The organism is Flavobacterium arcticum (assembly GCF_003344925.1).
Classification (GTDB): Bacteria; Bacteroidota; Bacteroidia; order Flavobacteriales; family Flavobacteriaceae; genus Flavobacterium; species Flavobacterium arcticum.
In genome coordinates this window covers 728,681-743,861 of record NZ_CP031188.1, presented here as the reverse complement: position 1 = coordinate 743,861, position 15,181 = coordinate 728,681, and the positions used below count along the sequence as shown (strand labels likewise).

Below are 15,181 nucleotides of genomic sequence, written 5' to 3'. Positions count from 1 at the left end.
AAGTTTAGAAAGGATAATTAATTCCGACATTGTAAACAGTGTGTGAAAAATTGTACTGCTTAAACCATCTGTCATTCACGGGTCTGCCTGGGTCATAGGTTTTAAAACCAAGATCAAGCCTTACTACAAAGAAATTAAAGTCATACCGGACTCCAAAGCCTGATCCTAATGCGAGATCACGAAAAGAACTTAATCCGTTAAAAGTGTAATCAGGGTCTTCTTGGCTGTCAAAAACATTCCATATATTACCAACATCGCCAAATATAGCACCATTTAATTGACCAAATAAATTAAAGCGCAGCTCAGCACTATATGCCATTTTTAGATTAGCTTCGTTAAAGTCATTAAGCCCGCCGCTTCTTCCTGGTCCAAGGCTATATGATTGCCATGCACGGTTATCGTTGCTACCACCTGCAAAATAACTTCGAGTAAAAGGTATAGAGTTAGAGTTACCATAAGGCAGAGCTAGCCCGAAAAAAGCACGCATTGCTAAGACTTTTCCTCTCCTTAAGTCAAAGTGTTTTATAAAATCGACTTCTCCTTTTACATACTGAGAATATTCAACATCTAAAATGGTTCTATTACCACTACTACTTCTTTTTCCATTGTCAGTAATTGCAGATAATAGTCCAAGTGTATTTCCTGCTGTTTCTATTTTTGTTTTAAAGACAAAAAAGGTCTCGTCTGTATTGTTCTCTTGATTACTGGTTGTGTAAGTAAAGTTTGTAGCTGCAATTAGGTTGTTTTCGGTAAGTCGTTTTTTTCGTTCTTCAATACTTCTTACACTTCTTTTATCTTCTGAAGATACAGCGATAGTACCATCGGTTACCTCATTAATAAAAGCACTTGTACCATTTTCAATTATTAATTGTCTGTCCTGATTCGGGTTTGTGTTTTCTACAAAATAATCAGGGTTTACAGCGCTCACATAAGTATTAGCAATATCATTTAGTTTGTCGTAAGATGAATTGTATACATTAAAATAATTTTGCGGATTTACGTTACGTACATATTGAATGTTGAATAAATCCATACTAGCTGTAACTTTTTCTTTTGGATTCCAGTTGTAATTTAAAATACCTGAGAAGTTTTCTTTATCTAAACCAATATTTTGTTGCCTACTTATACCAAAACTTACTAAGGTAGAGGGTATCATGCTTTTTGGTATAATTCCTTCCGTTTTAATAGGAAAAAAAATCCTTGGGAAGCTAAGTTTTGCATCTGCTCCGTATTCTTGAATATTAAAAAAGCTACGGTCAGCAATATCAGGATCACTAGATGAGCCTAAGTTACCTCTTACTGTAAGGTTTAAAATTTCGGCTCCACGAAATACATTTCGTATAGAAACCCCCATGCTACCTTCTAAACCTATATCTTGAATATTAGAATGGGTAACATCTGCAGAGGCAATAAATTTAAATTTTTTCCACGGGCTAAGGTAAATGTTTGTTATTAACGATTCTCCTGTTACATCAGTACTATCGGTAACATATTGTATTTTAGGATAATCAAATATCCTTAAGTTATTCATGTATTTATAAGTAAGCGATCGGGTAGAGTCGGCATACATTTCGCCAGGTAATATAAAAACAGGGTCAGTAAGTGCTTTCGCTCTATAATTAAGTTTTCCAGTACTAAATATTTTAAAACCTTTATAAGACGTGCTGTCTATTTTTTGACTTTTATCGGCTAAGTTTTTAGTATAAATATTTACCTGACTTATTTTGTATAGTTTAAAAGGTTGGGCATAAGTAGTATCTTCATTTCTTATTGTTTCATTACTAATAATAAGATCTACATTGGCTTTATAGTTTGTGTTTACAGTATCTACTACATAAGATATATTGTTAACCTCAAAGTTATAAGCACCTCTATTTTTAAAATAAGTTTTAATACGCTCTCTTTCTTCTACAAAGTCGCTCTCATTATATTGTTTATTCTTTTTTATTAAAGAGTTTTTTTGTGTAGTTTGGTATAAACTATCAAGAACAGGTGTCTCAATATAAGTGTTTATAGAGTCTACAACATAAGGCTTACCTGTAGCTACTTTATAATTTATCTGAGCTTTCTTACCTCCAAGAGTATCTATACTATAGCCTACTTTTGTGCGGAAAAAGCCTTGTTTGTAATAATATGCTAAAAGTCTGTTTGCCGATTTTCTAACCCTCACGGCATCTATAGTTACAGGTGCTTCTCCCACTTTTTTAAGAAAATTACTATAGCCTGATACCACAAATGACTTACCGAAACGCTGAACTTGTTTTTCTGATAATAGCTTTTTTAAAAAGTCATGTCGTTCTGGGTCACGGTTTAGCCACGCTTTATAAGACGAATCGGCATCGGGTTTAGCAAGATTGTATAAATGTAGTCGTAGGTTGTATCCCAATATGTTTGAATTGGGCTGTTGATACAGTTGATCCTTCAACGCATCGTCATTTTTCGACTCGCCATTTACCTCTATATTATTCTTTTCTAAGAGATGTTCGCCTTCGGGAACTCGCTTTACAACAGAACATGAGTATAAAAAGAAACCCGATAATATAAATAGTGCTATTTTTGTTGTTTTATTTCTCAAGACGGTAGTACCAAATAGTAATTCAAAAATACATTTTTTATGGTTAGTAAAAACCAAATTAAGCTAATAACGGGTTTACAGCAAAAAAAATATAGGAAACAACATAAGTTGTTTATTGCTGAGGGGATAAAGGTAGTACAGGAATTACTTAATTCCAATTTTGAATTGCAAGAACTCTATACTACACAAACCGTTTTTCAAGGTGTTACTACTGCCAAAATTATACCAGTAACTGATGCTGAGCTTAAAAAAATAAGCGCACTGACTAATCCTAATAGTTGTCTAGGTGTTTTTAAAATGCCAGAAACAAAACAAGTGACCGAAAAAGGACTAATTGTTGCACTAGATGATGTTCGCGATCCGGGTAATTTAGGCACTATAATAAGGCTTTGTGACTGGTTTGGTATAGAAAATTTAGTGTGCTCAGAGCAAAGTGTCGATTTATATAACCCAAAAGTAGTGCAGGCTACTATGGGGAGTATTGCAAGGGTAAATGTGGTGTATACTGATTTAGAAAATTATATAACCAATACTAGACTTCCTGTTTTTGGAACTTTTATGGATGGCGAAAATGTATATACTCAAAAATTACCACAAGAAGGCATTATAGTAATGGGGAACGAGGCTAATGGTATTTCAGATGCAATAGCACAAAAAGTAACGCAAAAAATAGCAATACCACGATTTGGTAAAGTACAGGAGACAGAGAGCCTTAATGTAGCTACCGCTACCGCAATACTGTTAAGCGAGTTTTGTCGTAATCTTAATGGAAGGTAAAGTTGATAAGTATAGCGCGTGTTCGCATTGCCTCTATATTACCTGTATAGGGACTGTTAGGGTCTTTGTCGCGAACAAGTTCATCTTTAAGCCCGAATACTCCACGTATAGAAGGTGAGAACTTAAAATACTCAAAATAAAGATCGACACCAAAACCAATTTCCCAGTTATTGGTCATTTTCTTCATTCTAAAAATATCATTAAGATTGTCGTCTTGCGCATTCTCATTACTTGATAAATTTAGTGTACGCGAAAAACCACCCACAAGGTATGGTCTTACATTTCCTGTTCTTTTAGCAGAGAATTTAAGTAATAAAGGGAAATGTATATAGGTAGATTTCACCTCTCTTAGTCGGTCATATTCGTCTTGTACTTCAGGGAAACTCAAGTTTCTTTGCGTATAAATCAATCCAGGCTCAAAGCGTAAATCTAAATACTCGAATAATCTTAAGTTACCTACTAGCCCAACATTAAAGCCCGTAGTTCCTTTTACCTCTACATCTACACCTGGGTCATCTTTATAATCCATTTTAAAGCCGTAGCTGTTAAAACCAAGAAAATAACCCCAGTGTACCCGTTGCTTGTCAAAATTTTCAAGATTAACAATAGGGTCTTTAGCAAAGACTTGAGTGCCAAACTGCGCGTTGCATATTAGCCCCGTAAGTAATGTTATATATAAAAACAGTTTCTTCATTTTACTTTTTTGAAGCGGAATAAATGGTAGCCACACCAAATGTTTGTGGCAAATGATGTACCTCTATAAACCCGATTTTTCTCAAAATATTGTTTAAAGCCTCACCATACGGGAAAACAGATGCCGACTCGCTTAGGTAGGCATAAGCTGACTTGTCTTTAGAGAATAATTTACCAATAGTAGGTAATATAAATTTACAATGAAAATTATATCCTTGTTTATACGGAAATTTAGTGGGTACAGAGGTTTCGAGTATTACAAAAATACCACATGGTTTTAACACTCGGAGTATTTCGGATAATCCTTTTTCTAACGTTTCGAAGTTACGAACACCAAAGGCTACGGTAATGGCATCAAAATAATTATCATCAAAAGGTAAATTCTCGCTATCAGCAAGTACCATTTGTATTTTGTTATCCATTTTGCGCTCCGCTATTTTTTTACGCCCCACATCCAGCATTCCTGCTGAGATATCAGCACCTATAATCTCGGTTGCCGATGTAGCTGTCATCAATATAGCAAGATCGCCTGTGCCTGTAGCGATATCCAGTATGGTTTGTGGTTTAGTGTCCGCTACCATTTTAAGCACTTTTTTACGCCACTTTATGTCAATACCAAACGAGATTACACGGTTAAGACCATCGTATTTCTCAGAAATAGTATCAAACATTTGGGCTACCTGCTCTTTTTTACCTAGCTCGGAGTCTTTATATGGTGTTACGTTTTTTGGCATTTTTTTATTTTGGGCAAAGATAATAGAACTTTTAATAATAACAGGCTATAAATGACGTAACCCTATAAGGCTAACATAAAATTATAAATTGTTGAAGTAAATGCTTTATCGGACTATAGTCCTGAAGGTAAGGTTAACGCGTGGGGTTTTTACCATTTTTGTAGGTGGTAGGCGGTGCAGCCAGTGGGTTTGGGTAGTGCCTTTCATGACTAACAGGCTGCCGTGTTCTAAAATTATCGATACGGCTTCTTTACTCTCTTTGTGCTTAAAAGCGAACTTGCGCGTAGCTCCAAAACTTAGTGAACCGATTGCTCCGTTTTTCTTTAAGTCTTTTTCGCCATCGCTGTGCCATGCCATGCCTTCGCTGCCATCGTGGTACAGGTTAAGCAGGCAGGAATTATAGGTTTCTCCTGTATGTTTCTGGGTTAGGGCTTTTAGTTTGGCTAATGCTGGGGTAAAGGGTAAAGCCTTTTTGGTAATATTACTATAGGTGTATTCAAAGGGTTGTTCGGCATACCATGCCACTTTGCGTTTGGTGGTTATCAACTTTCCGAAAATAATTGCTTCGTCATTTTTCCATTCAATATTATTGAGTAATTCCTCTAAGTAATGGTTAGCTTTTTCCTGCAAAAAAATACTTCCATAATAATGTACTGTACCATCATAGGGCAGGAGGTTGGTTTCTTGTGGGGATGATGGGGAGAAGAGGTTCATTATACATGAAGGAAATGAAAAAGAGTGTATGCAAAACCACTAATTAAAAATGATATAATTTGAATTTTAGTCCATCTCCAAGTTGCATTACCTAGTACTATTGATAGTTCTCTCAATTTTTTAAAATCATTTTTCCACTCATCATTTTTTTTAATTATTTCCAATGTAATTACAGGGAGTTCATGAAATAATATTTTATATAATGCCTTTGTTCTGTCTTTACAACTAATCGAACCCAAGTCGTTGCGAGGTAAGTCATCTTTTTCATATTCTTTATAATAACGTTTACGTATTAAATTTAGCCTTCGAGAAATTCTAAAATCATATAATCGTGAAAATAAAACCCCTAAACCAAAAAGGATAGATATTGATAAGGCAAAAACTGATAAGGAAAAAACTGATAAGGAAAAAAAAATGTTTGACAGTCAATATTCATTAGGTAAATATACAAGCCTGAAGATAAGCCAAGAAAAATGTTGTTAACGTTTGATAACTGATTTACAGAATGATCTCTCCACTCTTTTTGAAGTCGAGAAAATTCAAGTTCTTTATTAGATTCATTATTCATTGATTTTGTTTTTTAAATGTCCTAAACGTAAAATCAACCTTATGCTTTTCATCTTTTGGGTGGTATTCTTCATTAATAAGCTCCCATTTGTCAGTATCAATTTCAGGGAAATACGCATCGGCTTCTACTGTAGTATGCACGCGAGTCAGTTCTACTTTATCGGCTTTATCAATAGCTTGTTTATAAATTTCGCCACCGCCTATTACAAAAACCTCTTCATCCTGTGGGCAGGCAGAAAGTGCTTCATCTAGGCTATGTACTATGGTACAGCCTTCGTAGGTGTAATCTTTTTGTCGTGTAATAACTATGTTTGTGCGGTTGGGTAGTGCGCCATTCATGCTTTCCAGCGTTTTGCGCCCCATTATAATACAATGTCCTGTAGTAAGTTTTTTAAACCGTTTAAAATCGTCGGGCAAGTGCCATACCATTTGGTTGTCTTTCCCTAGAGCATTATTCTCGGCTGCCGCCGCAATAAGGGTAATTGTCATTACAGTGTAGTATTGTTATTTTCTGTAGAATTATCTATATTATCAGAAGGCTTGTTTATTTTCTTTTCAAGTTGGTCGATACGCCGTTCTTGTCGTGCTACCAGCTTATCTATTTGCTCACGCTCCCATTTTTTATTAATGAAGCTTTCGGTAACAAAAACTTTTACAAAGTGCAGTATAAATAAAAACAACCAAGCTGTTATTACCCACAAGTACCAGTTGTACACTTCCTGAACATTAAACCATTTATTTATAACAAAAAGAAAAGGGCTCACGATTAAAAACAGGATGAAATGCCGGTAAACCAGTTTTTTTTGCTTTACGCGCTTTCGGGCATATTCATATAATTCTTGTTGATCTTTATCCATGTCTTTAGTTTTAAACTAAATAAAGGTAGTGAAAAAAACTATACCGCTACTGCTCCTTTTATATGCGGGTGAGGGTCGTAATTTTCGAGTGTAAAATCTTCAAATTTAAAGTCGAAAATATCTTTTACTTGAGGGTTAAGTACCATTTTTGGTAATGGGCGCGGTTCACGGCTCAGTTGTAAATTTACTTGTTCTATATGGTTGTTGTAGATATGTGCATCGCCAAACGTATGGATAAAATCGCCTGCTTCTAGTCCGCATACCTGTGCTATCATCATGGTAAGCAATGCATAAGATGCAATATTAAAAGGTACGCCTAAAAATATATCGGCACTACGCTGGTATAACTGGCAAGATAATTTGCCATCGTTTACATAAAATTGAAAAAAAGCATGGCAGGGAGGTAGCACTACTTTACCTTCGGCAACATTATCACTAAACGATTTTGAAGTGTCAGGCAATACACTAGGATTCCAAGCCGAGATAACCATACGGCGACTATTTGGGTTGGTTTTTAGTGTTTCTATAAGTTCTGTAATCTGGTCTATTTCTTTACTATCCCAGTTACGCCATTGATGCCCATATACAGGACCAAGATTGCCATCTTCGTCAGCCCAGTCATCCCATATTTTTACGCCATTTTCTTTAAGGTACCCAATATTAGTATCGCCTTTAAGAAACCAAAGTAATTCGTGTATAATTGATTTTAAGTGTAGTTTTTTTGTAGTAACTAAAGGGAAACCTTCACTAAGGTCAAAACGCATTTGATAGCCAAAAACACTTAACGTTCCTGTACCAGTTCGGTCACCTTTTTGATTACCGTTTTCTAAAACGTGTTTTACTAAGTCGTGATATTGCTTCATGTTTCCTATGTATTTGTAAATTTGGTTTTTGCTTATTTGGGGGTAGTTGCCAAATAAACGAATGAGTAAAGAACCAAATTAGCTTTCTCTTTTAGATATCTCATCGCGAATTTTCGCCGCTTTTTCATAATCCTCATTCTGCACTGCGCCTTCTAGCATTTCGTTAAGCTCTTGTAGGCTATATTGTGAGTAGCCTTCGCCCGAAACAGTTTCGGTGCCAAATGTTTGCGGTTCAGATAATACATCATCGGTTATTATACCTTCAGCATCTCCTTCTGTAGGATTTATGTTAAGGTAAATACCTGCTTTGTCTAGAATGTTTTTGTATGTAAACATAGGCGCGTTAAAACGAAGTGCTAAAGCTATAGCATCGGATGTTCGCGCATCTATAATCTCTTCTATTTTATCTCTTTCGCAAATAACACTCGAAAAGAAAACACCATCTACTAACTTATGTATAATAACCTGCTTTACCACGATATCAAAACGATCGGCAAAGTTTTTAAAAAGGTCATGTGTTAAAGGGCGTGGAGGTTTAATTTCTTTTTCTAAAGCAATAGCTATTGATTGGGCTTCAAAAGCACCAATAACAATAGGTAATTTGCGTTCTCCATCTACTTCATTAAGGATTAATGCATAGGCGCCATTTTGAGTTTGGCTGTATGAAATTCCTTTAATCGTTAGTTTTACTAAGCTCATAATAATCTTTCCACTATAACTAAAAAAAGGCTATCCGACAAGGATAAAGCACCCTTGTTCGGATAGCCCTTTTACGGGCACAATTTATAATAAAATTATGAGTTATTTGCCTTAAATTCTTTTAATTTTTCGATCAGTTTTGGCACAACTTCAAAAGCATCGCCTACAACACCATAATCAGCTACTTTAAAGAAAGGAGCTTCTGGGTCGGTGTTGATAACTACTTTTACTTTAGATGAGTTGATACCTGCAATGTGCTGTATAGCTCCAGATATACCTATTGCGATATACAAGTTAGCAGCTACAGGCTTACCTGTTTGCCCTACGTGCTCACTGTGAGGTCTCCACCCAAGGTCAGATACTGGTTTAGAACAAGCTGTTGCTGCGCCTAGTACTGCCGCAAGGTTTTCTACCATACCCCAGTTTTCAGGGCCTTTAAGCCCACGTCCGCCAGATACTACTACCTCAGCATCGGCAATGGTTACTTTTCCTGTTACTTTTTCTACCGATTCTACGTTTACACTAAAATCATTATCGTTTAATGATGGTGCAAATTCTTCGACAGTAGGCGTTGATGTTGATTCGATGAGACCGAATGAGTTTTTACCTATAGCTAGTACTTTTACATCAGTACTAATTTCTGTTATATTAAATGCTTTGTTAGAGAACACTGTTCTTTTTACAAGGAAAGGCGAAGTGCTTTCTGGTAATGCAACTACGTTTGAAGCGAAACCTGCTTCAAGACCTACCGCTACAAGTGGTGCAGTGTATAAACTATCTGTAGTAGATGAGAATAATACAATTTTAGAAGTTTCTTTTTGTGCAGCTTGTTTTATAACATCGGCATAAGCTTTAGCATTAAATGCTTTTAGCTTATCTGAGTTTACATTTAATACTTTATCTACACCATACTCGCCAAGCGCTGCTGTGTCAGTAACGTTAATGGTAAGTGCAGTTACAGTTGTACCGGTTTCTCCGGCTATTTTTTTTGCGTATGAAGCAAGTTCGAAAGTAGTTTTTTTAAACTTTCCTTCTATTGATTCGGCATATATTAGGATTGACATAGTCTTAAATTTTTTAATGGTTTAATGTATCAATGTAACAATTGCCTCGTGATAGATTCATTGGTACATTGAAAAATAGATTCATTGGTACACTAAATTACTTTCGCTTCGTTATGCAACAAGTTTACAAGCTCGTCAAGATTATCAGGGCTTACCAGTTTTACTGCTGATTTTGCTGCAGGTTTTTCAAATTTTACAGCTTTTGTAGTATTGTCTGCTGCTACTGGTTCTACTATATTAAGTTTCTTTTGTCTTGCCTGCATAATACCTCTCATGTTAGGTATTTTAAGGTCTTTTTCTTCAACAAGCCCTTTTTGCCCACCAATAACAAGAGGTAGTTTAGTACTTAAAGTTTCTTTACCACCATCTATTTCGCGTATTGCTTTAGCATCAGTACCTTCAACGTCAAGTTTTATACAAGAGTTTACAAAATCATATCCTAAAAGAGCCGCTAGCATACCCGGAACCATACCACCATTGTAATCTAATGATTCTTTTCCTGCTATAATAAGGTCATACCCTCCGTTTTTTGCAACTTCAGCAATTTGCTTTGCTACAAAAAAACCATCGGTAGGATTAGCATTTACACGTATAGCTTCATCAGCACCTATAGCAAGTGCTTTTCTCAATGTAGCCTCAGCATCAGTTCCGCCTACGTTAACTACTGCTACGCTAGCTCCTTGTTGCTCTTTAAACCAAATTGCTCTGGTAAGACCAAATTCATCGTTCGGGTTTATTACAAACTGCACACCGTTGGTGTCAAACTCACTGTCGCTGTTTGTAAAGTTGATTTTTGAAGTAGTATCAGGCACGTGGCTGATGCAGACTAATATTTTCATTTTTATAAAGTTATAGGAGTTTATGTTTATTTGTTACGAAATTAATAAAATAATCTGAATAAAAAATTATGCACGCATATTAAATAGTGTATTTTTAAGAAAACTGCTTTAAAAATACGTGTGTGATAAAAAAACAGGCTAATATTAGTGCTTTATTGCTAGATGTTTAATTTTGGTGAGAGATTACTGTTGCTTTAGACTAATAAAAATTTTATTCTTTAGAATTCTGCCCGTTTTTATACGCAACATAGGTTTTTAATAATTCCTCGATATTTTCGGCTTTAAATTCTTTGTCTCTTATACGTTCTACCAATTCGGGAACGTCTTTAAAGTAATGAGCTGCGCTTTTTCTAAATTTGCTTTCTCGCCCAAGTACATTCGCTCCCTTTATGTCACCAGTAGTTATCATAGTGAGTATTTCTTCATCGGGGCGTAAAAAGCAAATGCTGGTTGAAGCTAACCCGATGTTATTTTTTATAGTAACTGTAATTTCCCCTTCCCCATCAATATAATAATTCTCTCCAGTTTGATAACATTTTATAACAGGGTCTGAAAATCTCAATAACGACCAGTATTTTGATTTGAAATTATGTTCGCGTGGTTTCTTCTTTGAACCATATATTGATTTTATATTTTTCCTTTCAAATATGTGTTTCCTGCCCGAGTCTGTATAATAAAGTATATACTCGATTGTATCGAAATCATACCGTATTGATTTTTCTTTCTTACTTATTCTAAATTTAATGGCGCCATCAAACATACTGTTGCTAGGTAGTTCGGCATAGCCTTCTTTTGTGCTGCCGTCTATAAACTCGATTTTAGATTTGTAGTATTTTGCAGCATTTGCAATAACCGCTACAAAAAGAAATAGGAGAGTCAAGATTTTTTTCATCAGAATTAAATTAGTTGATTTTGTATTTATATCAAAAATAGATAATTGATTTGAAATACTTTTATATTGTAGATTATTTTACGAAAATGTTTTCGTGATTTTTTTTAGTCAAATAATGTAAATTATGATGTTTTAAATGATATTATTATTGTTTGGAGATACTGAATAATAATTAAATGTTTTATTTTTGCGTTTCATTTAATACCGAAAAAGTACTTATACATGAGAACAATACAATTCAGGGAAGCTATTTGCGAAGCGATGAGCGAAGAAATGCGTCGTGATGAAGCTATATATTTAATGGGCGAAGAGGTTGCTGAGTATAACGGAGCCTATAAAGCATCTAAAGGGATGCTTGACGAATTTGGTTCTAAGAGGGTTATAGATACTCCCATTGCCGAGCTCGGTTTTGCTGGTATAGCAGTAGGTTCTGCCATGAATGGTAATAGACCTATAGTAGAGTTTATGACCTTTAACTTCTCGCTTGTTGGTATCGACCAGATTATTAATAACGCTGCTAAGATGCGTCAAATGTCAGGTGGTCAATTCCCAATGCCTATGGTGTTTCGTGGACCTACTGCATCTGCAGGACAATTAGGAGCTACACACTCACAGGCTTTTGAGAACTGGTTTGCTAATACACCAGGACTAAAAGTAGTTGTGCCATCTAATGTATATGATGCAAAAGGATTACTTAAATCTGCCATTCGCGATAATGACCCCGTTATTTTTATGGAGTCAGAACAAATGTATGGAGACAAAGGTGAAGTGCCTGAAGGAGAATATACTTTGCCACTAGGTGTTGCCGATGTAAAACGTGAAGGTAAAGATGTTACTATAGTATCGTTTGGTAAAATATTAAAAGAAGCATTTAAAGCAGCCGAAGCACTAGAGAAAGAAGGAATAAGCTGCGAAATTGTAGATTTAAGAACTATCCGTCCTATGGATCATGAAACGATTCTTAACTCTGTTAAAAAAACAAATAGATTAGTAGTATTAGAAGAGGCTTGGCCGTTTGGTAGTGTAGCTTCAGAGATCACATATATTGTTCAAGAAAGAGCTTTCGATTATTTAGATGCGCCAATACAGCGTATTACTACAGCCGATACACCTGCTCCATATTCACCTGCACTACTTAAAGAGTGGATACCTAATGCAGACGATGTAGTAAAGGCAGTTAAAAAAGTTATGTATAAATAACAAAATAAACCGTTATATTTGAAACTTCATCATACTATTATGATGAAGTTTTTGTTTATAGATATATGAAAAGAGAATTACTACTATTAGGGTTTTTACTGCTACTTGCCAACACTATTTTCGCACAAATTAAGGTGAGTGGGGTGGTGCTAGATAAAACAAACGAGCCCATACCATATGCTAACGTATATTTTAAAGCATCTAGCGAAGGTGTTATAACAGATGAAAACGGAAAGTTTTATCTGGAATCTCAAAACAATCATTCTATAATAGTAGTTTCTTTCGTGGGTTTTGCTACCGAAGAGATACCTCTTGAAAAAGCAGTTACTTATAATATGAAAGTAGTGCTTAACGATTCTCAAGAGCTTAAAGAAGTAGTATTGTACTCTGGTAAAACATCAAAAAAAAATAACCCAGCGCTAGATATTCTTCGAAAAATATGGGAACGCCGTCGTAAAAATGGTCTTAAAATGTTCGACCAATACCAATATGATAAATACGAGAAGGTAGAGTTTGACATGAATACTATAGATAGTGCTTTTATGGCGAGCAAGATATTTAGAGGTATGGAGTTTATCTTTAAACATGTAGACACATCGAGTGTTACAGGAAAAACGTACTTACCTATTTTTATAAACGAAAGCCTTAGCGAGGTATATGGAGATAATACTACTAATAGCGAAAAGGAAATACAACAAGCGAATAAGAACTCAGGGTTTAGCGATAACCAGCAAATTATAGCTTTTGTAAAAGACCTATATGCCGATTATGATATTTATAATAACTATCTCAAGTTTTTTGATAAAGACTTTGTGAGCCCGCTATCGCGTACGGGTATTAATGTGTATAACTATGTGTTGCACGATAGTACTTATATAGAAGATAAGTGGTGCTATAACATAGTGTTTTATCCGCGGCGTAAAAATGAACTTACGTTTAAAGGGAATTTTTGGGTAAACGATACCACTTTTGCCATAAAGAAAATAAGTATGGCTGCCAGTAAGGGAGCTAATATCAACTGGGTGAAAGATATTTATATAGAACAGGAATTTGATGTACTGAACGATTCGGTGTTTTTGTTAAAGCGAGACCATATGATGTCAGACTTTGCGCTGCGTAAAAAAGAAGAATCGAAAGGGGTATATGGTAAGCGTACAACGCTTTTTAGAGATTATGAATTTGATATTGAAAAGCCGAAAGATTTTTATGCTAAAGAGGTGAACTATTATAACGACTCTGTACATAAACGATCTGAAGAGTATTGGGCATATAATCGTTTCGAATCGCTAAACAAAGACGAAAAAGCGGTTTATAAAATGCTCGATACGTTAAAAACAGTACCTAAGTTTAAACGAATGTATACCCTTGTAGCTACATTAGGTAGTGGCTATTACCAGATGGGTAATTTTGATTATGGTCCTATTTTTTCAAGCTTTGGGTATAATGATGTAGAGGGATTAAGGCTTCGAACTGGAGGGCGTACCTATTTTGGGCAAAATGACCCTTGGCGTATAGAAGGTTATACCGCTTATGGTTTTAAAGATGACCAGTTTAAATATGGTGTTTCGGGAAAATGGATGGTAGACAAAAAGAAACGTATTATACTTGCTGGAGGTACGCGTCGAGATGTAGAGCAGATAGGGGTGAGTCTTACGGGTTCTACTGATGTATTGGGTAGGAGTTTTGCTTCGTCAGCATTGTTTGCTAGTGGTGACAATAGTAAACTTACTTCAGTAAACTTTAGTAACTTTTCGGTAGAGATAGAACCGCTCAAGAATGTTGTTTTTAGAGCAAATACCTCATACCGTACACTAAAGTCGGCATCATATGATACCTTTAGGCTCGATTACTTTATAGACCCTAACGACCCGTCTAAAGGGACAAAAGGTTATGTAGAGCAATTAGAATATGGCTTGCTGATAGATTATACACCAGGACGTAGAACGATAGGGTATGGTGTAGAACGATCTGATGTGGATAGTGACGATTATACGAGATTATATCTTAACTTTTCACACGGTATTGATGGTGTTACCAGTAATGATTTTAATTACAGAAAGTTACAGTTTTATTACAGGCAACCCATATTAGTAGGTGGTTTTGGGCGTTTCTTTACCACGCTAGAGGCAGGTAAAATATTTGGCGAAGTACCGCTAGGACTTATGGGGGTAATACCGGGTAACCAGTCTTACTTTATTATTCCGAATACTTATAACCTAATGAATTATTATGAATTTGTGGCAGATGAATATGTGTCGCTACACTTAGAACATAATTTTAACGGAAGGTTGTTCTCCCGTATTCCATTATTAAGAGATCTAAACCTACGAGAAATAGTAGGGGTAAAAGGAGTATATGGTACAGTGTCTGATGATAACAGGAGGCTTAATGCATCAAGCATTGATTATAGAGCGCCCGAGGATATATATTGGGAATATCATGCAGGGATAGGTAATATTTTTAGAGTATTCCGTATTGACTTTGCATGGAGAGGTAACTACCTTAACCTACCCGATGCCAATAAGTTTACTGTAAAAGGTGTCTTTGGTTTTCATTTCTAAGAATCACACAATTGATGTTTTACAAATAATAGACTAAGACTGATTGAAAGTCAATGAGTAGTATTCGTTTATTTAATATGTAAATATATTTCTCGTAGTAACTTTTCTATATGTTTCTGTAAGTCAGTTTTTTAGTTGTTGTTATT

General features: G+C 35.5%; 14 protein-coding genes. 3 read left to right on the top strand and 11 right to left on the bottom strand.

The genetic code is table 11. From position 1 onward, the window contains the following. Positions 1–4: 4 nt before the first annotated feature. Positions 5–2,575, bottom strand: coding sequence for a translocation and assembly module lipoprotein TamL (gene tamL / locus DVK85_RS03445; protein WP_114677095.1), 2,571 nt, complete (start codon positions 2,573–2,575; stop codon positions 5–7). Between the two features lie 39 nt (positions 2,576–2,614). On the opposite strand from tamL, the gene DVK85_RS03440 reads away from it, so the two are divergent. Next, entirely contained in the window at positions 2,615–3,352 is a 738-nt protein-coding gene (locus DVK85_RS03440) for a TrmH family RNA methyltransferase (protein WP_114677094.1), read from the top strand. On the opposite strand, the gene porT is transcribed toward DVK85_RS03440, so the two are convergent. The 10 genes from porT to DVK85_RS03380 form a co-directional block, all read right to left on the bottom strand. Further along, positions 3,339–4,046: a type IX secretion/gliding motility protein PorT/SprT gene (gene porT / locus DVK85_RS03435; protein WP_114677093.1), complete on the bottom strand. Its 708-nt coding sequence runs from the start codon at positions 4,044–4,046 to the stop codon at positions 3,339–3,341. The genes DVK85_RS03440 and porT overlap by 14 nt on opposite strands. A gap of 1 nt (position 4,047) precedes the next feature. Continuing rightward, a complete protein-coding gene (gene ubiE / locus DVK85_RS03430; RefSeq protein WP_114677092.1) occupies positions 4,048–4,779 on the bottom strand; it encodes a bifunctional demethylmenaquinone methyltransferase/2-methoxy-6-polyprenyl-1,4-benzoquinol methylase UbiE in 732 nt (243 codons plus the stop codon). A 105-nt stretch (positions 4,780–4,884) separates the two neighbouring features. Beyond that, the gene (locus tag DVK85_RS03425) at positions 4,885–5,493 is read right to left on the bottom strand and encodes an alpha-ketoglutarate-dependent dioxygenase AlkB family protein (RefSeq protein WP_114677091.1); all 609 of its coding nucleotides are present in this window, start codon (positions 5,491–5,493) and stop codon (positions 4,885–4,887) included. A gap of 564 nt (positions 5,494–6,057) precedes the next feature. Beyond that, positions 6,058–6,549, bottom strand: coding sequence for a dihydrofolate reductase (locus tag DVK85_RS03410; RefSeq protein ID WP_114677088.1), 492 nt, complete (start codon positions 6,547–6,549; stop codon positions 6,058–6,060). Then, entirely contained in the window at positions 6,549–6,917 is a 369-nt protein-coding gene (locus DVK85_RS03405; RefSeq protein WP_114677087.1) for a 2TM domain-containing protein, read from the bottom strand. Before DVK85_RS03405 ends, DVK85_RS03410 begins: the two co-directional genes overlap by 1 nt. A 38-nt stretch (positions 6,918–6,955) precedes the next feature. Then, the gene (locus tag DVK85_RS03400; protein WP_114677086.1) at positions 6,956–7,780 is read right to left on the bottom strand and encodes a thymidylate synthase; all 825 of its coding nucleotides are present in this window, start codon (positions 7,778–7,780) and stop codon (positions 6,956–6,958) included. 78 nt (positions 7,781–7,858) lie between these two features. Then, positions 7,859–8,479 carry a bifunctional nuclease family protein gene (locus tag DVK85_RS03395; RefSeq protein ID WP_114677085.1) on the bottom strand — a complete coding sequence of 207 codons (621 nt, stop codon included), beginning with the start codon at positions 8,477–8,479 and terminating at the stop codon, positions 7,859–7,861. A 95-nt stretch (positions 8,480–8,574) separates the two neighbouring features. Beyond that, positions 8,575–9,543, bottom strand: a complete 969-nt coding sequence (locus tag DVK85_RS03390; RefSeq protein WP_114677084.1) for an electron transfer flavoprotein subunit alpha/FixB family protein — start codon at positions 9,541–9,543, stop codon at positions 8,575–8,577. Positions 9,544–9,635: 92 nt separating this feature from the next. Next, complete coding sequence (locus tag DVK85_RS03385; RefSeq protein ID WP_114677083.1) at positions 9,636–10,382, bottom strand: electron transfer flavoprotein subunit beta/FixA family protein; 747 nt, start codon at positions 10,380–10,382, stop codon at positions 9,636–9,638. A gap of 211 nt (positions 10,383–10,593) precedes the next feature. Continuing rightward, complete coding sequence (locus tag DVK85_RS03380; protein ID WP_114677082.1) at positions 10,594–11,274, bottom strand: hypothetical protein; 681 nt, start codon at positions 11,272–11,274, stop codon at positions 10,594–10,596. A gap of 222 nt (positions 11,275–11,496) precedes the next feature. Here DVK85_RS03380 and DVK85_RS03375 point away from each other — a divergent pair, with 222 nt between their 5' ends. Next, a complete protein-coding gene (locus DVK85_RS03375) occupies positions 11,497–12,474 on the top strand; it encodes a pyruvate dehydrogenase complex E1 component subunit beta (RefSeq protein WP_114677081.1) in 978 nt (325 codons plus the stop codon). Between the two features lie 65 nt (positions 12,475–12,539). Further along, positions 12,540–15,035 (top strand): DUF5686 and carboxypeptidase-like regulatory domain-containing protein, encoded by a 2,496-nt coding sequence (locus DVK85_RS03370; protein WP_114677080.1) that lies wholly within the window; start codon positions 12,540–12,542, stop codon positions 15,033–15,035. Positions 15,036–15,181: the final 146 nt, after the last annotated feature.

Bases quoted from the DNA above. Each gene is read 5' to 3' on its own strand.
- DVK85_RS03440 (WP_114677094.1), top strand. From the start codon at position 2,615: ATGGTTAGTAAAAACCAAATTAAGCTAATAACGGGTTTACAGCAAAAA.
- porT (WP_114677093.1), bottom strand. From the start codon at position 4,046: ATGAAGAAACTGTTTTTATATATAACATTACTTACGGGGCTAATATGC.
- ubiE (WP_114677092.1), bottom strand. From the start codon at position 4,779: ATGCCAAAAAACGTAACACCATATAAAGACTCCGAGCTAGGTAAAAAA.
- DVK85_RS03425 (WP_114677091.1), bottom strand. From the start codon at position 5,493: ATGAACCTCTTCTCCCCATCATCCCCACAAGAAACCAACCTCCTGCCC.
- DVK85_RS03410 (WP_114677088.1), bottom strand. From the start codon at position 6,549: ATGACAATTACCCTTATTGCGGCGGCAGCCGAGAATAATGCTCTAGGG.
- DVK85_RS03405 (WP_114677087.1), bottom strand. From the start codon at position 6,917: ATGGATAAAGATCAACAAGAATTATATGAATATGCCCGAAAGCGCGTA.
- DVK85_RS03400 (WP_114677086.1), bottom strand. From the start codon at position 7,780: ATGAAGCAATATCACGACTTAGTAAAACACGTTTTAGAAAACGGTAAT.
- DVK85_RS03395 (WP_114677085.1), bottom strand. From the start codon at position 8,479: ATGAGCTTAGTAAAACTAACGATTAAAGGAATTTCATACAGCCAAACT.
- DVK85_RS03390 (WP_114677084.1), bottom strand. From the start codon at position 9,543: ATGTCAATCCTAATATATGCCGAATCAATAGAAGGAAAGTTTAAAAAA.
- DVK85_RS03385 (WP_114677083.1), bottom strand. From the start codon at position 10,382: ATGAAAATATTAGTCTGCATCAGCCACGTGCCTGATACTACTTCAAAA.
- DVK85_RS03380 (WP_114677082.1), bottom strand. From the start codon at position 11,274: ATGAAAAAAATCTTGACTCTCCTATTTCTTTTTGTAGCGGTTATTGCA.
- DVK85_RS03375 (WP_114677081.1), top strand. From the start codon at position 11,497: ATGAGAACAATACAATTCAGGGAAGCTATTTGCGAAGCGATGAGCGAA.
- DVK85_RS03370 (WP_114677080.1), top strand. From the start codon at position 12,540: ATGAAAAGAGAATTACTACTATTAGGGTTTTTACTGCTACTTGCCAAC.